Raw genomic sequence first — 19729 nt, forward strand, 5'->3', positions numbered from 1 at the left:
GTAGGGAGACGGTGGCCGCCCCGGGGGCTGGGCGGTCCGCCGTCTCTTTGGCATGATCGACCCTCCGGAAAACGAGAAACACACCCTCGGGGGAGGTCGGCACGGGTGATCCTCACGGTCACGCTGAACACCGCTCTCGACATCACCTACCGCGTACGGTCCCTGCGGCCCCACGCCACCCACCGCGTCTCGGAGGTGACCGAACGCCCCGGCGGCAAGGGCCTCAACGTGGCCCGTGTGCTGGCCGCGCTCGGCCACGAGGTGACGGTCACCGGGTTCACCGGCGGCGGCACCGGGCGGATCGTCCAGGAGCGGCTCGCGGCCACGCCCGGCGTGGTCGACGCGCTGGTCCCGATCGGCGGCGCGACCCGTCGCACGGTAGCGGTGGTCGACGAGCGCACCGGCGACACGACGCAGCTCAACGAACCCGGCCCGGCCATCACGCCGCCCGAGTGGTCCGCCTTCCAGGAGGCCTACGAGGACCTGCTCGCGCCGGCCTCGGCCGTCGCCCTGTGCGGCAGCCTGCCGCCGGGGGTGCCGGTGGGCGCGTACGCGGGCCTGATACGCGCCGCCCGCGCGGCGGGCATACCCGTGCTGCTGGACACCAGCGGCGAGCCGCTGCGCCGAGGGGTCGCCGCCCGGCCCGACCTCGTCAAGCCCAACAGCGACGAACTGGCCGAACTCACCGGCTCGCACGAGCCGTTGCGCGGCGCCCAGGCCGCCCGCCGGCGCGGGGCCCACGCGGTCGTCGTCTCCCTGGGCCCGGAGGGCCTGCTGGCGGCCACCGCGGAGGGCACCTGGCGTGCCACCCCGCCCGGCCGGGTGCACGGCAATCCGACCGGAGCCGGTGACTCCGTCACGGCGGCCCTGCTGGCCGGGCTGGTCGAACGCCGGCCCTGGCCGGAGCGCCTGGCCCGCGCGGTCGCGCTCGCGACGGCCACGGTGCGCGCCCCGGTCGCGGGCGAGTTCGAACGGGGGACCTACGAGGAACTGCTGGGGCGGGTCGCGGTGACCGGGGAGGTCAGCGCGGCCTGAGCGCCGGGCGTGGCTACTCGACCCAGCCCTTGACGAGCCACACCTGGTCGAGGTTGGCGTCGCACTGGTTGCCCTGCTCGCAGGAGATCTTCACGGTGTTCGTGCCCTTGTTGAGCTCGACGTAGTTGTACGTCCGCGTCCAGCCCTTGGCGTAGTCGCCCTCGGCGGCGTTCGCGTAGTTCTTCATCTTGACCGGCGCGGACGAGGCGGTGCCGTTGACCGTGAGGGTGGCGTCGGCGTCCTTGCCCGGTACGCCGTACCCGACGTACAGGGTGTACTTGCCGGAGTCGGGGATGCCGTTGACGGTCCAGGTGACCGAGGCGCCGACGGCGTTGAAGCCCGTCACGTAGACGCCGCCGTCGGCCTTGGCGCCCTCGATGTCGGACGCCGTGGTGGCGCCGCCGCCGAGCTGGAGGGCCTTGGCGTCGATCGTCGGCAGCTCGGCCTCGCTGTCCGCGCTGCTCTCCCCGGACGGGGTGGACTCCGCGCTCTGCGAGGTGGACGGGGCGACGGTCGGGTCGTCGCCGGCGTTCTTGTCGTCGTCGCCGCCCAGCATGGCCACACCGATGCCGATGACGACCGCGGCGACCACCGCGATCGCGCCGATCAGCAGGCCCTTGGTGTTGGGTCCGCGACCGCGGCCGCCGCCCGAGCCGTGCCCGGGCATCGGCGACTGGGTGGTCTGCGCGCCGCCCGGGAACGTCTCGGGTGCGGCGTAGTGCGCGTTCGGCCGGCCGTAGGTGCCCTGCGGCTGCTGCGGCGGCACGTTCGGCTGCCCGTAGGCCTGCTGACCGTACGGCCGCTCGCCGACCGTACGCACCCTGCTGACCGAGTTCGGGTAGCCGTAGCCGCCGGACGGGGGCTGGGCGCCGTTGGCCTGACCATCGGCGTAGAGGTAGCCGAACGGGTCGTCGTCCTCGGGCGTGCTCGCGCCGTTGTTGCCGGGCGTCATCCCTTGGTACTCCTCAACAGGTGCGGAACGGATGCGTACGTGTGGTGAGAATGGCGAGCCTACCGGTTCCCGGTGGCCCAAACGGGTGACCCGGGTCGCATCACCCCACCGACCTGCGGATCATCCCGCGCGTCGATGTTGTTTGGGACGAGACCGTTTCTCGACGTACATCCGTTCATCGGCGGATTTCAGCACCTCGTCCGCCGTCATGCCGCAGTGCGCCCAGCCGATGCCGAAACTCGCCCCGACCCGCACGGCCCGGCCCTCGGCCCGGATCGGCTGGATGATCTCGTTGCGCAGCCGTACGGCGAGGTCCTGGGCGTCGGCCCGGCCGAGCCCGTCGGCGAGGATCACGAACTCGTCGCCGCCGAGCCGGGCGACCGTGTCGCCGTCCCGGACGCCGTTGCCGAGCCGCCGGGCGACCTCGATGAGCACCGCGTCGCCCGCGTTGTGCCCGAACCGGTCGTTGATCGACTTGAAGCCGTCGAGGTCGCAGAAGAGCACCGCGAGCCCCTTGGTGCCGTCGTCCTGTTCACCCTCGGGGGCGACGGTGTGCACATGGTGGTCGTAGACCTCGTACGAGTCCCCGCCGCCCGGCACGAAGTCGAAACCGTGCCCGCCGGCGTCGTAGACGGGGTGCCCGAAGGCGGCGTCCTGCGACTCGAAGGCGCCGTGGTAGCCGGTCTGCGGACGCTGGCAGAGCCGGGCCGCGAGACGGGAGCGCAGCTCGGCGGAGTTCGGCAGGCCGGTGAGGGAGTCGTGGGAGGCGCGGTGGGCGAGCTGGAGCTCGCGGCGCTTGCGCTCCTCGATGTCCTCGACGTGCGTGAGCAGGAAGCGGGGGCCGTCGGCGGCGTCGGCCACGACGGAGTTGCGCAGGCTGACCCAGACGTAGGTGCCGTCCCGCCGGCCCAGGCGCAGCTCGGCCCGGCCGCCCTCGGCGGAGGTGCGCAGGAGCGTGCCTATGTCCTCGGGGTGGACGAGGTCGGAGAAGGAGTAGCGGCGCATCGCGGACGCGGGGCGGCCGAGGAGGCGGCACAGGGCGTCGTTGGTGCGGAGTATGCGGCCGTGCTGGTCGCCGCCCATCTCGGCGATGGCCATGCCGGAGGGGGCGTACTCGAACGCCTGCCGGAAGCTCTCCTCACTCGCCCGCAGAGCCTGCTGCTCGCGCTCCAGGCGGACCAGGGCGCGCTGCATATTCGCGCGTAGACGCGCGTTGCTGATCGCGATGGCGGCCTGGAAGGCGTACATCTGGAGCGCCTCGCGGCCCCAGGCCCCGGGCCGGCGGCCGTTGCGCGGGCGGTCCACGGACAGGACGCCGATCAGCTCGCCGGACGCGGGGCCGCCCTGGGCGCCGGGCGCGTACATCGGGGCGAAGAGGCGGTCGGAGGGGTGCCACTCGTCCTCGAAGCGCGGCGCGGGCCCCTCGGTGTACCACTGCGGGACGTCGTCGTCGTCGAGGACCCAGCCCTCGGTGTGCGGTATGAAGACGAGGTCGCCCCACTGCTCGCCCATGCCCAGCCGGCGCTCCCAGGACTCGCGGGAGCCGGCACGGCCGGTGATGAGCGCCTCGGCGGCGGGGTTGCCGGAGAAGGCCGCGACGACGAGGTCGCCGTCGGGGCGTACGAGGTTGACGCACGCCAGCTCGAAGCCGAGAGCGCTGACGACCCCGTTCGCGACCGTCTGCAGGGTGTCCGCCAGGCTGCGGGCCGTGTTCATGTCGGCCATGACCTCGTGCAGTTGTCGCAGGGACGCAAGGCGGACGTACGGCTCCGACTCGGTCTCCATGCTCGCCCTCCCCCCGAGTTCTCGCAGCGAATCAAGGGTTCTCTTCGGCGCCCTTTTCTGAGTGGTGCCCTTACAGCTTCCGGTACAGCTTCCCGCCACTGAATCACAGCGCGCTGCCCACTCGGTACACAGGGTCAACAATTAATGCCCCTTGTGACTCAAGTCACAGTAGAAGATGAACAATTGAGTGGAGTTTCTGCGTTTTTCCCGTGCGTTTAACGAACGCAAAATATGTGCGAGTGTCCATCAAGTGTCCATCGCCGCCCGGCTGGGACATTGCCGTCCGTCGCGGTCCGTCGCAGGTCCTAGGACCGCCTTCGGGCCGAGGTCCGATGCGGCGCGCACGCACCGGAGATTAGCGTTTCCGGCGTGCCGAACACACACGCAGCCGCGCCACCCGTCACTGTTCCCGCCCCGCCCGCCCCGGCATCGTCCGTTGGGCATGCTGTGGGGGTGACCGACGACGAGTTCCGTGCCGCGATGTCCCGGCTGGCCGCAGGGGTGGTCCTGGTGACCGCGTGCGAGCCCTCGCTCGACCCCGACGACCCGCAGGCGCCGGTCGGCGAGGACGTCGGCATGACGGCGACGGCCTTCATGTCCGTCTCCCTCGACCCGCCCCTGGTCATGGTCAGCCTCCGGGACGGCTCCCGCATGGACGACCTGCTCGACGAGCAGCCCCAATGGGCCGTCTCCGTCCTCTCAGAGAGCCAGCGGCACATCGCCGGCCGGTTCGCCATGAAGGGCCGCATCAGCGACCGCCTGCTGTTCGAGGACATCCCGTACGTCCGCGGCCAGGTGACCGGCGCGCCGCTGGTGGGCGGCGCGCTGGCGACGCTGGAGTGCCGGACGGAACAGCGGGTTCCGGCCGGGGACCACACACTGGTGATCGGGCGGGTCCTGACGGCTCGGGTGCCCAGTGCGGACGGCGGTCCGCTGATGTACTTCAAGGGGCGGTACCGGCACCTGGGGTGAGCCGCGGCGGCCTCCCCCCGCCGGCGGCCGGGCCGCTACGCCACGGCGACATCGATCCGGGACAGCCGTCCGACGTCGCTGACGATCTCGATGACGGCGATCCGCTCCCGTACGAAGGTGAAGCGCAGCACCTGCACCAGCCGCTGCCCGTCGTCCGAGAACACCACCAGCCCCGGGGCCCCGTCGAGCAGGGCGTGCCGGGCGACGCGGGCGAGGTGCGCGAAGCGCGTGGCGCCGGACGCGACCGCGGCGGCCCCTGTGGTCACGCCGGTCTCGCCCCGGGCCATGACATCCGGGTCGAGCACTCGCAGCAGCCCGTCGAAGTCGCCGCCCCGCGAGGCGGCGAGAAAGGCGTCGACGACCGCCCGTTGCCGCGCGAGGTCCGCGTCGGGCGCCGGAGCCCCCTGCACCCGCCGCCGCCCCCTGCTGGCCAGCTGCCGCGCCGTCGTCGGCGTCCGTCCCACGATCGTGGCGACCTCCTCGTAGGGCACCGCGAACATGTCGTGCAGCACGAAGGCGAGCCGTTCGGCGGGGGTGAGCGTGTCGAGCACGACCAGCAGGGCGACACCCACGGAGTCGGCGAGGAGGGCGTCGTACTCGGGGTCGGGGGCACCGGCCGCGAGGGGGACGGGGGCGCCGGCGTCCAGGGACCGCTCCAGCGACTCCTCGGCACGGGACTTGCGGGAGCGAAGCATGTCGAGGCAGACCCGTCCGACGACGGTGGTGAGCCATCCCCCGAGGTTGTCCACCTCGCGCGTGTCGCTGCGGCTCAGCCGGAACCAGGCCTCCTGCACGGCGTCGTCCGCCTCGGCGAGGGAGCCGAGCATGCGGTGGGCGACGGCGCGCAGATGCGGACGGTGCGCCTCGAAACGCTCGGCAAGGAAGTCGTGTTCGCCGCTCATGAGTCCCGTTCACCAGCCCTCGTCGTGGATGCCCTCGGGACTATGACGGACGGCGGGCGGAAAATGTGACGGAAGGCCTCGGGCGAGGGAGCGGAATCTCGCGCCGGGCGGGTCGGGCGCCGCTGAATTTTTGTTCAGTACATGCTGACCAATTGTTTAGTAGCCATTGCTCACTCGCCATCGCAACCACTACTCACCCACCCGGACATCCACTGATCGTTTCGTATTACACACTGACCGTTGGTCAATGCCAGTCGCGGCCGGTCCGCCCCCGCTTGGTGTCGGACCGCTGCTTCTTCTCCCGGAGCCGGCGTTCGTTGATGCCGCGTGGGATACGGGTCGGCCTGCGGGGCTTGGGCGGCGGCGCGGTGGCCTCGGCGAGGAGCGCCGCGAGGCGTACGGCGGCGGCCTCGCGGTTGCGCCACTGGGAACGGTGCTCGGAGGCACGCACGGCGACGACCCCGTCGACGAGCCGGCCCTCCAGCCGCTCCAGGGCGCGCCGCTTCCACACCTCGGGCAGGGCCTCGGTGGCGGCGAGGTCGAAGCGCAGCTCCACGCTGGTGTCGCTGGTGTTGACGTGCTGGCCACCGGGCCCGGACGAGCGAGAGAAACGCCACTGGAGCTCCGCCTCGGGCAGCGAGACGGAGCCGCGGATGAGGTGTGGACGACCGGACATGACTGACATGTTCCCGCCTGGACGGGGTCGGCGTCACCCGAATATCGCCGCCGGACGCGGCAGCCGGGTAAAGAAAGTAAAGCGCGGGGAACCCATGGCACCACCCCCGGCGTTCATAGGGGTAGCTGTAGCTTCAGCAACGGCACCGCATAGCGCACGCTTCGAGGGAAGGAACTCCCGACCATGGCTGTAAGCCTGTCAAAGGGTGGCAACGTCTCGCTCACCAAGGAGGCTCCGGGCCTGACCGCCGTCACCGTGGGCCTCGGCTGGGACGTCCGGAGCACCACCGGTACCGACTTCGACCTCGACGCGTCCGCGATCGCGGTCAACTCGCAGGGCAAGGTCTTCTCCGACCAGCACTTCGTCTTCTTCAACAACAAGCAGACGCCGGACCAGACGATCGTCCACACGGGTGACAACCGCACGGGCGAGGGCGCGGGCGACGACGAGCAGATCAACGTCAACCTGGTCGGCCTCCCCGCCGACATCGACAAGATCGTCTTCCCGGTCTCGATCTACGACGCGGAGAACCGCTCGCAGAACTTCGGCCAGGTCCGCAACGCCTACATCCGCATCATCAACCAGGCCGGCGGCACGGAGATCGCCCGCTACGACCTCTCGGAGGACGCGGCCACCGAGACCGCCATGGTCTTCGGCGAGCTCTACCGCAACGGCGCCGAGTGGAAGTTCCGCGCCGTGGGCCAGGGCTACGCCTCGGGCCTGGTGGGCATCGCCCAGGACTTCGGCGTGAACGTCTGAGCGACGGCCACACCGACAGCCTGACCACCGGGCCCCTCAGCGACTGCGCTGGGGGGCCCGGGGCTTGCGTGACTTGTGTGACATGCGGGGCGTGCATGACAGGCGATACGCGTGACTGTAAGACGGTGTGACTGCTGAAGGTCCGCTCCCGTACCGGTGCCGTGCGGGCCCGCTCCCTGCCTCATCTCAGTGCGGGCTTCCCCTCCCCGTAGAGCCACTCCTCCCAGACGCCGTCGAAGTTCTTCTCCGGCGCCCGTTGCTCGACGTATCTCGTGAAGTCCTCCGTGCTCGCGTTTCCGTGGCGGTGGGCCGTGGCCCAGTCGCGGAGCAGGGCGTCGAACGCGGTGTCGTCGGCGAGGGTCTGGCGGATCCTGTGGAGGACCATCGCGCCGCGGTCGTAGACCGGGCGGCCGGAGATGTGCTCGGCGCCGGGGGGATTCGCGGGTGGGAAGAGCCAGACGGCCGCGTTCTCCTCGGGAGTGCTGTAGCGCGTTCCGGCATGGAGCTCGTCGAAGGTGTGCTGGGCGGTGTCGCCGCCGTGGTCCTCCGCCCACAGCCACTCCGCGTACGTCGCGAAGGCCTCGTTGAGCCACATGTCCTGCCAGGACTCGGGGCTGACGGAGTTGCCGTACCACTGGTGAGCGATCTCGTGGACCAGGAGCGGGACATCAGGGGTGCCGGGGAAGAAGGGGCGGGTCTGGGTCTCCAGGGCGTAGGCGGCGTCCCCAGGGCGGGCGACGATCGCGCCGGTGGAGGCGAAGGGGTACGGGCCGAAGCGGTCCTCGGCCCAGGCGAGCACCTCGGGGATACGTGCCAGGACCTCGCGGCTCGCGGCGGCCTCGGCCGGGTCCACCGCCGTGTACACGGGCAGGCCGTCCGGGGTCGTGGTGCGGCCGATGTCGTAGCGGCCGACGGCGAGGGTGGTGAGGTAACTCGCCATGGGCCGGTCCGTGCGCCAGTGAGTGGTCGTGCGGCCCTCGGTGGTGCGCTCGCTGCGCAGCTCGCCGTTCGAGACCGCTCGCAGGCCCTTCGGGACGGTGACCTCGATGTCGTACGTCGCCTTGTCCGAGGGGTGGTGGTTGCCGGGGTACCACGCCATCGAACCGACCGGTTCGCCCAGCGCCAGCGCGCCGTCCTCGGTGGGCAGCCAGCCCTCCTGCGAACTGTCCGGGTCGGTGATCGTGACCGGGGCGCCCGAGTAGCCGACCGCCACGCGGAAGGTGCGGCCCTCGGTGAGGTCGTCGCGGGGCCGGACGGTCAGTTCCTGCCCGGCGCGGTTCCAGCGGGCGGCGGTGCCGTCGACGGTGACCTTCTCGACCCGCAGTCCCCGGAGGTCGAGATTGAAGGCGGAGAGGTCCTGGGTGGCGCGGGCGGTGATCGTCGTCCGGGCGGCGAGGTGGCGGGTGCCGGGCGTGTAGGACAGGGCCAGGTCGTAGTGGGTGACGTCGTAGCCGCCGTTGCCGGCCTTCGGGAAGTACGGGTCGCGCAGGCCCGAGCCGCCGGGGGCGCCGCCCTCGACGCCGGTGCTCGCACACGCGGTCAGGGCGAGCGCGAGGAGGGCGGCGGGGACAACCGGTGCGAAACGGGACACGTCATTGATCCTACGAGTGGCGTGACACCATCGCGTACGTGCTCGACATCGGCTACGCCCTCTCCAACCGCTTCCCGGACCCGCCCCAGACCGACTACCGCCGCGCGGACGTGCACGCCTTGCGGCACGACCTGTTCTGCGGTGACGTCTATCTCGCCGAGACCAAGTCGGACCGGGAGCTGTCCACAGCCTGGGGATGGGTGCCGGTGCTCGACTTCGCGTGGGCGCTGTGCGACATCGTCGAGCAGCTGGACCGCGACCCGGCGGGCTCCCGCGCCTCGCGCCCCCAGCGCGCGGAACTGGACTTCACCGAGTCCACCGACCGTCTGCTCTTCGAGCGCCGCTTCGGCTGGGTCGACGTGGAGGCCGACTGGCAGCCGGCCGAGGAGCCGCCGCTCACCTTCTCCCACACCGAACTCCGGCGCGAGGCACGCGACTTCCTGCACGATCTGGTCGCCGACCTGTGCGACTTGCACGAGGACCTGGCGGAGAACCCGGCGATCTGGTCGTTGCAGGCGAGGTTCCCCAGGATGCCGTGACGGGGAGGCGCGGCCCCTCCGACGTGCCCTCCACCCGGCCGGCCCTTCGGGCCCGGCCGACCGCCCCACCCCGGCTCGCCGGTCCCGCCCCGCGCCACCTCACCCTCGCGGGCACCTAGGCCTTGCGGGGCACCTCACCCTCGCGGGCACCTCGGCCTTGCGGGGCACCTCACCCTCGCGGGCACCTCGGCACTGTCGGGCACCTCGGCCTTGCGGGCACCTCGGCCTTGCGGGCACCTCGGCGCCGACTGGCCCTGCGGCCCCATCAGCCCCCTCCACCTATCGGCCATCCCGCCTCGCGGGCAGCTCAATCCCCGTCGGCCCCCCTCGACCACGTGACCCCTGCAGCCCACTCGCCCCGTCGGCCGCCGCCCCTCAGCCGCTCACCCCCCGAGGTCCCCCCTCAGCCACTCACCCTCCCCCGAGGTCACCCCACCCCTCAGCCACTCAGCCCCCGGGGTCACCCCACCCCTCAGCCACTCAACCCCCGAGGTCACCCCACCCCTCAGCCACTCAACCCGCAGGTCTCCCACCCCGGAAGGCCACCGCCTCCCCCGTCCGCCCTCACCCCGCTTCCACCCTGATCCCCAACGCCCCCGCCAGCACCGGCGCCAGTTCCACCAGCTGGCCCGCGCTGATCACCGCGCCCGACAGGCGGTCCACCCCCCGCGTGATCTCCAGGGGCACCGCCCCGCGCAGGTCCACGTCCGTCAGAGTCGCCGTGCTGAAGTCCGCCCCCTTCAGCGCGCAGTCCGCGAACTCGACGCGCTCCAGCGACGCACCCCCGAAGTCCGGCTCCACCAGGACGCACCCCTCGAAGACCACGTCCTTCAGCCGGGCCCCCCGCAGGTTCAGATAGTCGATCTTGCCGCCCTGGACCAGGACGCGTTCCAGCACGGCACCGTGCAGTTGTGTACCGCCCAGGCGGGCGTCGCGCAGCTCGACGTCGCGCAGGGTGGCCTCCGCCAGGTTCGTCCCCACACCGCGTGGCGCGGTGAGCACCGAGTCCAGGAAGCGCGCCCGGTGCAGTCGCGTCTCGTCCAGCGCGCACCCCGTCAACGCGCAGTCCATGAAGCGGGCGCCCCCGCCGTCCTGCCCGCCCAGCTCCGCGTCCCGGAACTGCAGCCCGTCGTAGTCCCCGTCCGGCTCCAGGCCACCCCCTTCGTACGCCTCCAGCCCCGGGAGCCGCAGCTCCGGTCGCCGTGCCGCCTTCACGCCACCCGCCACTCGCCGCACCATGCCCACCATCCTGCACCCCAGCACTGACAATGACCCTGACCTGCGAAGACGTGCCGCCTCAGGGGCCGAAGACGCCCTCACCTCAAGGACAATCGCCCCGGCTCCCGCCCTCGATGTCACATTCGGGGCCCGACCTCCCGTCGTACTCCCGGAAACAGAAAGGCGAACCCGAGCAAGGGAGACCGACCCATGCCCCACCTCACCGTCGTCGGCGGCGGCTTCGCCGGCCTCACCGCCGCCATCACCGCCGCCGAAGCGGGCGCCAAGGTCACCGTCCACGAAGCCCACCACACCCTCGGCGGCCGGGCCCGCACCGCGCAGGGCCCGTACCGGACGAACGAGGGTCCGCACGCCATCTACGACGGCGGCCCGCACTGGACCTGGCTCGCGCAGCGCGACCTGATCGGCCCCCTCGCTCCCCTCCCGCCGCTGGAGGCCACCCGGCTGCGGCTACGCCACAAGGGCGTTCTGCGCCGCGTCCCGCCCCTCGGCATGTTGAAGCTGCTGCGCCGCCCCGCCCGGCGGGCCCCCGTCGACGTCGACTTCCTGACCTGGGCCACCGAACAGGTGGGGGAGGAGGGCGCGCGGGCCGCCGCCCACTACGCGGCCGTCGCCCTCTTCCACCACGACCCCGGCGGCCTGTCCGCCGCGTTCGTGCACGAACGGCTGCGCCGTTCCACCGCGTTGCCGCCCGAGGCGCACTATCCGCGCGGCGGCTGGGCGAGCCTCGTCGACCGGATGGCCGCCCGCGCCTGGAACCTGGGCGTGCGCATCGAGACCCTGTCCCGTGTCAGCACCCTCCCCACCGACGCACCGGTGATCGTCGCCACCTCCCTCGACGCCGCCCGCCACCTCCTCGGTGACGACTCGCTGACCTGGCCGAGCGGTCGTACCACCCTCATCGACCTCGCCGTACGCACCCGCCGCGGCGACCCCTTCATCGTCAGCGACCTGGACGCGACCGGCTGGCTCGAACGCTTCACCGCGCAGGACCGCACCCTCGCCCCCGCCGGCGAGCAGCTCGTCCAGGGCCAGATCCCGATCGCCCCGCACGAGTCCCGCGCCGACGGCATCGCCCGCGCCGAGCAGTTGCTCGATCTCGCCTACGACGGCTGGCGCGACCGCGTCACCTGGCGGCGCGAGGCGCTCGCAGGCGGTCGTACCGGCGCCGTCGACCTGCCCGGCACCACCTGGCGCGACCGGCCCGCCGTGGACCGGGGCGACGGTGTGTACCTGGCGGGCGACCAGGTCGCCGCGCCCGGCGTCCTGTCGGAGGTGTCCTTCAACAGCGCGCTGACCGCCGTGTCCCTGGCGCTCGGACAGCACGGCCCTAGATCACTTGACCTCAAGCGCGCTTGAGGTCGAACAGTGGCGGAGAAAGCCACCCGCCCGCCCCAGGGGGACCCCATGCACGCCATCCGCCTCCATGCCTTCGGCCCCGCCGAGAACCTCACCGCCGAGGAGGTCGACGCTCCCGTACCGGCCGCCCACCAGGTCCGTATCGCCGTCGCGGCCGCCGGCGTCCACCTGCTCGACGCGGCGATCCGCGCCGGCCACGCCGGGCCCGGCCCGGCGCCCACCCTGCCCACGATCCCGGGCCGCGAGGTCGCCGGAGTCGTCGAGTCGCTCGGCGAGGGCACCGACGAGGCATGGCTCGGCAAGCGTGTCGTCGCGCACCTGGGCTTCGTCCCCGGCGGCTACGCCGAACTCGCCGTGACCGACGTCGGCCGTCTGCACGAGGTCCCGGTGGGTCTCGGCTTCGCCGAGGCCGTCGCCATGATCGGCACAGGGCGTACGGCGATGGGCATCGTGCAGTTCGCCGAACCGGGGCCGGGCGACGTGGTCGTGATCCCGGCCGCCGCCGGCGGTCTCGGCACCCTCCTCGTGCAGTACGCCAAGAACGCGGGGGCCACCGTCGTCGGCCTGGCCGGCGGGCCCCAGAAGACGGAGCGGGTCGCCGCGAACGGCGCCGATCTCGCCGTCGACTACCGCGACCCCGCCTGGCCGGAGAAGGTCAGGTCGTACGACGGCAAGGTCACGATCGTCTACGACGGCGTCGGCGGCGACATCGCCCGTAGGGCCGTCGGTCTGCTCGCCCCCGGCGGCGCGCACGTGGTCTTCGGCTGGTCCGCCGAGGGCATCGCCGCCGGCGAACCCCTGGTCGTGGACGGGGTGACCGTGCAGGTCCTGGGCCCGGCGATGCTGGAGAAGGCGGGCGGCCCGAACCCGATCCGCACCCTGGAACTCCGGTCCCTCGCCGAGGCCGCCGCGGGCCGGCTGACCCCGGCCGTGCACCGCTTCCCGCTCGCCGAGGCCGCCGCCGCACACCACGCGCTGGAGAACCGGGGCACCACCGGCAAGGTGGTCCTGGAGCCCTGACCGGGACGGCCGCACCGAACGGGCCCGACGGCAAAGACCTGACCAGAAGGGGCGTGGCATCCGGTGCGGTAGGTCATGATTCATGGTCTTCTGTCCGCGTGACCGAGCCTCGGACGAGTAACCCCACAGCTTCCGCGGAGACCGACCCCCACCGCTGGTGGGGGCTGGTGGTGATCGCCCTCGCCCAGCTGATGGTCATCCTCGACTCGACGATCGTGAACATCGCGCTGCCGTCCGCCCAGGACGAGCTGGGGATGTCCGACGGCAACCGCCAATGGGTGATCACCGCCTACACCCTTGCCTTCGGCGGTCTGCTGCTGCTCGGCGGCCGGATCGCCGACCTCGTCGGCCGCAGGCGCACCTTCGCCTTCGGGCTGGTCGGCTTCGCCGCCGCCTCCGCGCTGGGCGGCGCCGCCGTCAGCCCCGGGATGCTGTTCGGCGCCCGGGCGCTGCAGGGCGCCTTCGCGGCCGTGCTGGCCCCGTCCGCGCTGAGTCTGCTCGCCACGACGTTCACCGACCCCAAGGAGCGCGGCAAGGCCTTCGGCATCTTCGGTGCCCTGGCCGGCAGTGGCTCCGCCATGGGCTTCATCGTCGGCGGGCTCTTCACCGAGTACCTCAACTGGCGCTGGTGCCTCTTCGTCAACACCCCCATCGCGATCCTCGCGCTCATCGGCGCCTTCGTCGTCCTTCGCGACCGCCCCGGGCGCCCCGGAGCCCGCCTCGACGTCCCCGGTGTGCTGCTCGGCTGCTCGGGTCTGGCCGCGATCGTCTACGGGTTCAGCGAGGCCGAGTCGCACGGCTGGGCCGACCCGTTCGTCCTCGGCCTGCTCGCGGTGGGGCTCGCGCTGCTGGTGGCCTTCGTGTGGTGGCAGGCCAGGGCGCCCATGCCGCTGCTGCCGCTGCACGTCGTCAAGGACCGCAACCGCGCGGGCTGCTTCCTGACGATGATGCTGGCCATCATGAGCATGTTCGGCCTGTTCCTCTTCATGACCTACTACCTGCAGAGCGTCCTGGGCTACTCCCCGGCGCGGGCCGGCCTGGCCTTCGTCCCCCTCACGGCCGCGACCGTCATCGGCTCCACCCAGATCGCGGGCCGTCTGCTCCAGCACGTCCAGCCGCGCGCCCTGATGGCCCCCGGCATGGTCCTGTCCGCGACCGGCATGGCGTTCCTCACCCGGCTCACCGTGGATTCGTCGTACGTCGTCGAGATCCTCCCGGGCCTGCTCCTGGTGGGCCTCGGCATGGGGCTGACGTACATGCCGGTGTTCGCCACGGTGACGGCCGGGGTGGCCCCGCAGGACTCGGGCGTCACCTCGGCGACCCTGAACACCTCGCAGCAGGTCGGCGGTTCGATCGGTACGGCGCTCCTCAACACCATCGCCAACACCAGCACCGCCGGCTACCTCACCGCCCACCTCACCGCCTCCACCCGGCCCACGGAGGTGACCCGCGAGGCAGTCGTCCACGGCTACACGGTCGCCCTGTGGTGTGCCTCCGGCCTCATGCTGCTGGCGGGCGCGGTCACGGCCGTGATGGTCACGGTGAAGCCTCCCAGGCGCGCGGCGCCGGCGAAGGCGCCGGTCCCGGAGGCGACCGGCTAGCGACGCTTCAGGCCGCTCCCGGCGCGGCCGGCACCCTGCCGGTCCGCCGGCACCCCGCCGGTCAGCCGGAACACCGTACGTTCGGTCCCGCCCGCCCCTTCATGGCCCCGCGCGCGACCGGCAGCCCCTTACACCCGGTCCCGCAGCCGCCGCGCGATCTCCAGCTGCTCGGCCTGCACCGGCCGGCCGTCCTCGATCTCCCACAGGGTGTTCTGCAGCACGCGCGCGAGGGTCCACGCGCGGGCACGCGCGCGCTCCAGCCCGAGTACGTCCGTCATGGCGTCGAACCGCCAGCGGACCTCCTCGGCCTCGAAGCGGTTGTCGATGGCGGGCAGCAGGTCGAAGCCGGGGTCGCCGGCGAGGGGCTTGGGGTCGATGGCGAGCCAGGGGGCGCGGTCGCAGGCGAGGACGTTCTCGAAGTGCAGGTCCCAGTGCAGGAGCCGGTCCCCCGGCTCGTCCGCCACCTCCCGTACGGCGGCGGCGCAGTCGGCGATCAGCCGGCGGGCCTCCGGGTCCGGGACCCGTTCCAGCGCCCGCGGCGTCCGCTCCAGCACCGCCCGCACGACGTCGCCGAGCCTGCGCATGCCCTCCGGGGCCGGTCCGGAGGTCAGATGGGCCAGCAGCCGGGCGACGACCAGCACGGCCTCGCGCGAATCGGGCAGGTGGGACAGCATCCGGGCGGGGTCGAGGCGTTCGAGGAGCATCGTGCCCGTCGCCGGGTCGTGGTCCAGCAGCCGTACCGCCCCGTCGCCGTCCCACACCCGCAGCGCGACAGGCTCGCCCGCGCTCTCCTCGTCGAGCAGCTGCAACTTCAGCACCGCGCGCGTGCCGTCCGCTCGGACGACGGGCAGGACCAGCGCGGACACGCCGTACATCGACGGCCCGTCGATCCGCAGCTCCCAGCGGTCCAGGAACCCGGCCGCCAGCCGCGGCAGTGCGGCGATGAAGGCGCTGCCCTCCTCGCCGTTGTACATCGCCTGGGACGCGGCCAGTTCGTCGGGAACATCGATCACGGACCAGACCCTACGGAGGGGCCGGGACCGCCTCGACCCAATTTCCCACCGGACCGCGCACCTCGTCGCCGGCCCACCACGCTTCCAGCGCCGAACCACCCCTGAAAGCGACGGAATCCGAAGGAGACAGCCCTCGGGCCCACGGGTAACGTCCCGGCCATGAGCAGCTCGGCGAGCAGCGTCGTGAACGGCGGCGTCTCCTTCTGGTACGCCCAGGAGGGCTTCCCCGCCCCTCGGGAGCCCCTCTGCGGTGACGCCTCGGCCGACGTCGTGATCGTCGGCGGCGGCTACACGGGACTGTGGACGGCGTACTACCTGAAGAAGGCCGCGCCCTTCCTCCGTGTCACCGTCCTGGAGCAGAAGTTCTGCGGCTACGGCGCCTCCGGCCGCAACGGCGGCTGGCTCTACAGCGGCATCGCGGGCCGCGACCGGTACGCGCGCGTGCACGGCCACGAGGCCGCCGTACGCCTTCAGCGTGCCATGAACGACACCGTCGACGAGGTCATCAGGGCCGCCGGTGAGGAGGGCATCGAGGCCGGCATCCACAAGGGCGGCGTCCTCGAAGTCGCCCGCACACCCGCCCAGCTGGCACGCCTGAAGGCCTTCCACGCGCACGAGCTGGCGTACGGCGAGAAGGACCGCGAGTTCTACGGCGCCCGTGAGACCGCCGAGCGGATCAGGGTGGCGGGCGCGGTCGGTTCCTCCTGGACACCGCACGGGGCCCGGATCCACCCGGTGAAGCTCGTGACCGGCCTCGCGCGCGCCGTCGAGGCCCTCGGCGTGACCATCCACGAGTCGACGCCGGTCACGGAGATTCGCCCGAAGCGCGCGGTCACCCCGTACGGCACGGTCCGCGCGCCCTACGTGCTGCGCTGCACGGAGGGCTTCACGGCGTCCCTGAAGGGCCAGAGGCGCACCTGGCTGCCCATGAACTCCTCCATGATCGCGACCGTGCCGCTCAGCGCGGAGCGGTGGAAGGCGATCGGCTGGGAGGGCCGCGAGACGCTCGGCGACATGGCCCACGCCTACATGTACGCCCAGCGCACCGCCGACGGCCGGATCGCGCTCGGCGGCCGCGGAGCGCCGTACCGCTTCGGCTCCCGCACGGACAACGACGGCCGCACCCAGGAGGCCACCGTCGTGGCGCTGCGGGAGATCCTGGAGCGCTTCTTCCCCACCCTGACCGGCGTCCGCATCGAGCACGCCTGGTCGGGCGTCCTCGGCGTACCCCGCGACTGGTGCGCCACGGTCACCCTGGACCGCGCCACCGGCCTCGGCTGGGCGGGCGGCTACGTCGGCTCCGGCGTCGCCACCGCCAACCTCGCCGCCCGCACCCTGCGCGACCTGGTCCAGCTCGACTCCGGCCAGGGCACCCGCACGGACCTGACGGACCTGCCCTGGGTCGGCCACGTGGTCCGAAAGTGGGAACCGGAACCGCTGCGCTGGCTGGGCGTCCACAGCATGTACGCCACCTACCGCACCGCCGACCGCCGCGAACTCGTCACACACGGCGCCGAGTCGTCCCGCCTGGCCCGACTGGCGGACCGGGTGGCGGGACGCGACTGACCCGGCCGACCGGCCGCCATCCACGACCCCTCTCAAGGATGTACACGACAGGGATCTCTCGGTGAGCGATGCCGCTCAGCGAGAAAAGGAGCGGGACCAGCACACTCGCGGCGGCAATGAGGGCGAGCGCCGCGAGGATGGCAAAAAACAGGAGGATCACCCTGAGGCGCCGACGCCCCGCGATCCGTGATCGTGGGGCGTTGACGCAGGTCACACCCAGAGCCCCCTGTCGGATTCGAACCGACGACCTTCGCTTTACAAGAGCGGCGCTCTGACCAGCTGAGCTAAGGAGGCCTGCACGCGCGCGTGACGGCGTGCCCGAGCAGTGTACCCAGCTCCCACCGCTGCCCCGTCGAAAATTTCCGCGAAGTTCACAGGGGCTGGACTACTGACAGAACACGTGAACGCGGGGTACCGTCCTGACCCAGTTCACTCACGTGGACTAAACCACCACCTTCCTACAACGGATCGTCCGGCACGTTCCTGCCGGTAGAAGGGGGCCCATTCACCATGGCCACCGTTTCGTTCGACAAGGCGACCCGGATCTACCCGGGTTCCGACAAGCCCGCCGTCGACGCACTCGACATCGAGATCGAGGACGGGGAGTTCCTCGTCCTGGTCGGTCCGTCCGGCTGCGGCAAGTCCACCTCCCTGCGGATGCTGGCCGGTCTGGAGGACGTGAACTCCGGCGTCATCCGCATCGGCGACCGCGACGTCACGCACCTGCCGCCGAAGGACCGGGACATCGCCATGGTGTTCCAGAACTACGCGCTCTACCCGCACATGACCGTCGCCGACAACATGGGCTTCGCGCTCAAGATCGCTGGCGTCAACAAGGCGGAGATCCGGCAGAAGGTCGAAGAGGCAGCGAAGATCCTCGACCTCACCGAGTACCTGGACCGTAAGCCGAAGGCCCTCTCCGGTGGTCAGCGCCAGCGCGTCGCGATGGGCCGCGCGATCGTCCGTGAGCCGCAGGTCTTCCTCATGGACGAGCCACTGTCCAACCTGGACGCCAAGCTCCGCGTCTCCACCCGTACGCAGATCGCCTCGCTGCAGCGCCGCCTCGGCATCACCACGGTCTACGTCACCCACGACCAGGTCGAGGCCATGACCATGGGTGACCGGGTCGCCGTGCTCAAGGACGGTCTGCTCCAGCAGGTCGACTCCCCGCGCAACATGTACGACCGCCCGGCGAACCTCTTCGTCGCAGGCTTCATCGGCTCCCCCGCGATGAACCTCGTCGAGGTGCCGATCGCCGACGGCGGCGTGAAGTTCGGCACGAGCGTGGTGCCGGTCGACCGGGACGCGCTCTCCGCCACCACCGACAAGACGGTCACCGTCGGCGTCCGTCCCGAGCACTTCGACGTGGCCGGCGCGGAGACCGAGCAGGGCCTCGCGATCACCGTGAACGTCGTCGAGGAGCTCGGCGCCGACGCGTACGTCTACGGCACCGCCCAGCTCGGCGACAACTCCAAGGACCTGGTGGTCCGCGTCAACGGCCGTGACGTCCCGGAGAAGGGCAGCACGCTGCACGTCGTGCCGCGCTCCGGCGAGACCCACGTCTTCTCGACCTCGACGGGCGAGCGTCTCTCCGACTGACCCGCCTGCAGGGCGGTCCGGCCGGTCCGGCCGGACCGGCCGACGAAACACCCAACCCGGGTAATTCACCCAGGTTGACGAATGGGGCCCCGCAGCCTGGCCGCGGGGCCCTTTTCCGTGTCGACAAATACCCCGGCACACTGGGCCATTTCGAGCAATGTGCGTCAACCCGGCACCCAGAAGAAGCCGCCACTTCGTCACCCGTACCGGTGACCAAATGTCGCCAAATCATTACCGGGCGCTACCCTCACTCGCGTGAAGCACTCCACCACCTCACAGATGCGACGCGGCCAGGGCCCCGCCCGCCGGATCGGCCGTTCCCTCGCCCTCGTTCTGCCCGTCGTCCTGGTGCTCTCCGGGACTCTCGCGGTCACGCGGGTCAACTGGTCGGGAGACTCCGAGAGCTCGGTGCTCACCGCAGCGGACGTCTCGGCCTCCGGACCCCACGCCCGCACCGCGCCCCGCGCTCCCCACGAGGTGCTGCGCGACAAGCTCCTCATCGAGCTCCAGGAGACCGACCCGGGCACCGCCCTGACCCACCTCCAGCAGGCGGTGGACGAGCGACCCTCGCTGGCCCGCCACTGCACGACGATCGCCCGCGCCCTGGGGCGCGCCGCGGTCCGCGTCTACGGCCCCACGCGCGCCCAGTCCTACTCCCGCCCCGTCTGCGACACCTCGTTCGCCTCGGGCGTCCTGGCGGCCCACGGCTGACCCCCTGGCACCGGACGACACTCAGCCCCGCCCCGGCCCCGACGGGCCGCAGGCGGGGCTCCCACGCCCCAGCGCCACCCGCCACCGACCCGGTCACATCCCGCACGACCGACCACCGACCCGGCACGAACCACCGCCGAGCCGGCACGACCGTACGACCCGCACGACCCCCCACCGACCCGGCACACCCCGACCAACCCGGCACGACCGCACGACCCACCACCGACCTGAGACGAGCCACCGTCGGCCCGACACGTGCCGCCTCGACCGCCCGGATTAGCCGCGCCCCTCCACGACCAGACACGACCCCGCGCGACCCCGGCACAACATTCCACGACCCCGCGCGACCCCGGCACAACACTCCACGACCCCGCGCGACCCCGGCACAACACTCCACAACCCGCGCGACC

Annotated in this window: 17 protein-coding genes and 1 tRNA gene; 10 read left to right on the forward strand and 8 right to left on the reverse strand. The window is 71.9% G+C overall.

Features of this window, described 5'->3' with window-relative positions; translation table 11 throughout:
* Positions 1-105 precede the first annotated feature (105 nt).
* Complete coding sequence (locus AB0O67_RS01730) at positions 106-1035, forward strand: 1-phosphofructokinase family hexose kinase (RefSeq protein ID WP_365444404.1); 930 nt, start codon at positions 106-108, stop codon at positions 1033-1035.
* A 13-nt stretch (positions 1036-1048) separates the two neighbouring features.
* Here AB0O67_RS01730 and AB0O67_RS01735 read toward each other — a convergent pair whose 3' ends face one another.
* A complete protein-coding gene (locus tag AB0O67_RS01735; protein ID WP_365444407.1) occupies positions 1049-1987 on the reverse strand; it encodes a carbohydrate-binding protein in 939 nt (312 codons plus the stop codon).
* Between the two features lie 120 nt (positions 1988-2107).
* A complete protein-coding gene (cdgB, locus tag AB0O67_RS01740; protein WP_365444409.1) occupies positions 2108-3772 on the reverse strand; it encodes a diguanylate cyclase CdgB in 1665 nt (554 codons plus the stop codon).
* Positions 3773-4141: 369 nt separating this feature from the next.
* Here cdgB and AB0O67_RS01745 point away from each other — a divergent pair, with 369 nt between their 5' ends.
* Complete coding sequence (locus AB0O67_RS01745; RefSeq protein WP_365444412.1) at positions 4142-4744, forward strand: flavin reductase family protein; 603 nt, start codon at positions 4142-4144, stop codon at positions 4742-4744.
* Between the two features lie 35 nt (positions 4745-4779).
* Here AB0O67_RS01745 and AB0O67_RS01750 read toward each other — a convergent pair whose 3' ends face one another.
* Complete coding sequence (locus tag AB0O67_RS01750) at positions 4780-5646, reverse strand: sigma-70 family RNA polymerase sigma factor (protein WP_365444415.1); 867 nt, start codon at positions 5644-5646, stop codon at positions 4780-4782.
* Between the two features lie 244 nt (positions 5647-5890).
* A complete protein-coding gene (gene arfB / locus AB0O67_RS01755) occupies positions 5891-6331 on the reverse strand; it encodes an alternative ribosome rescue aminoacyl-tRNA hydrolase ArfB (RefSeq protein WP_365444418.1) in 441 nt (146 codons plus the stop codon).
* 174 nt (positions 6332-6505) lie between these two features.
* On the opposite strand from arfB, the gene AB0O67_RS01760 reads away from it, so the two are divergent.
* A complete protein-coding gene (locus AB0O67_RS01760) occupies positions 6506-7081 on the forward strand; it encodes a TerD family protein (protein WP_365444421.1) in 576 nt (191 codons plus the stop codon).
* Between the two features lie 181 nt (positions 7082-7262).
* Here AB0O67_RS01760 and AB0O67_RS01765 read toward each other — a convergent pair whose 3' ends face one another.
* Complete coding sequence (locus AB0O67_RS01765; protein ID WP_365444424.1) at positions 7263-8672, reverse strand: M1 family metallopeptidase; 1410 nt, start codon at positions 8670-8672, stop codon at positions 7263-7265.
* Between the two features lie 38 nt (positions 8673-8710).
* Between AB0O67_RS01765 and AB0O67_RS01770 the strand changes: the two genes are divergently transcribed.
* Positions 8711-9211, forward strand: coding sequence for a hypothetical protein (locus tag AB0O67_RS01770; RefSeq protein ID WP_365444427.1), 501 nt, complete (start codon positions 8711-8713; stop codon positions 9209-9211).
* A gap of 564 nt (positions 9212-9775) precedes the next feature.
* Here the strand turns inward: AB0O67_RS01770 and AB0O67_RS01775 are convergent.
* On the reverse strand, positions 9776-10450 hold the full coding sequence (locus tag AB0O67_RS01775; RefSeq protein ID WP_365444430.1) for a pentapeptide repeat-containing protein: 675 nt from the start codon (positions 10448-10450) through the stop codon (positions 9776-9778).
* A 189-nt stretch (positions 10451-10639) separates the two neighbouring features.
* Here AB0O67_RS01775 and AB0O67_RS01780 point away from each other — a divergent pair, with 189 nt between their 5' ends.
* The 3 genes from AB0O67_RS01780 (at position 10640) to AB0O67_RS01790 (ending at position 14430) form a co-directional block, all read left to right on the forward strand.
* Positions 10640-11809 (forward strand): FAD-dependent oxidoreductase, encoded by a 1170-nt coding sequence (locus AB0O67_RS01780; protein ID WP_365444433.1) that lies wholly within the window; start codon positions 10640-10642, stop codon positions 11807-11809.
* 48 nt (positions 11810-11857) lie between these two features.
* Positions 11858-12829, forward strand: coding sequence for a zinc-binding dehydrogenase (locus AB0O67_RS01785; RefSeq protein ID WP_365444436.1), 972 nt, complete (start codon positions 11858-11860; stop codon positions 12827-12829).
* A gap of 98 nt (positions 12830-12927) precedes the next feature.
* Positions 12928-14430 (forward strand): MFS transporter, encoded by a 1503-nt coding sequence (locus AB0O67_RS01790; protein WP_365444439.1) that lies wholly within the window; start codon positions 12928-12930, stop codon positions 14428-14430.
* Between the two features lie 128 nt (positions 14431-14558).
* Here AB0O67_RS01790 and AB0O67_RS01795 read toward each other — a convergent pair whose 3' ends face one another.
* Complete coding sequence (locus tag AB0O67_RS01795) at positions 14559-15443, reverse strand: aminoglycoside phosphotransferase family protein (RefSeq protein WP_365444442.1); 885 nt, start codon at positions 15441-15443, stop codon at positions 14559-14561.
* Between the two features lie 159 nt (positions 15444-15602).
* Between AB0O67_RS01795 and AB0O67_RS01800 the strand changes: the two genes are divergently transcribed.
* Positions 15603-17009 (forward strand): FAD-dependent oxidoreductase, encoded by a 1407-nt coding sequence (locus AB0O67_RS01800; RefSeq protein WP_365444445.1) that lies wholly within the window; start codon positions 15603-15605, stop codon positions 17007-17009.
* A gap of 220 nt (positions 17010-17229) precedes the next feature.
* Here the strand turns inward: AB0O67_RS01800 and AB0O67_RS01805 are convergent.
* A tRNA-Thr gene (locus AB0O67_RS01805) sits at positions 17230-17303 on the reverse strand.
* Between the two features lie 216 nt (positions 17304-17519).
* On the opposite strand from AB0O67_RS01805, the gene ugpC reads away from it, so the two are divergent.
* Together ugpC and AB0O67_RS01815 are read left to right on the forward strand one after the other, a co-directional pair.
* The gene (ugpC, locus tag AB0O67_RS01810; protein WP_365444448.1) at positions 17520-18608 is read left to right on the forward strand and encodes a sn-glycerol-3-phosphate ABC transporter ATP-binding protein UgpC; all 1089 of its coding nucleotides are present in this window, start codon (positions 17520-17522) and stop codon (positions 18606-18608) included.
* A gap of 255 nt (positions 18609-18863) precedes the next feature.
* Positions 18864-19319: a hypothetical protein gene (locus AB0O67_RS01815; RefSeq protein WP_365444451.1), complete on the forward strand. Its 456-nt coding sequence runs from the start codon at positions 18864-18866 to the stop codon at positions 19317-19319.
* Positions 19320-19729: the final 410 nt, after the last annotated feature.

Source organism: Streptomyces sp. NPDC086077 (assembly GCF_040686175.1).
Lineage (GTDB): Bacteria > Actinomycetota > Actinomycetes > Streptomycetales > Streptomycetaceae > Streptomyces.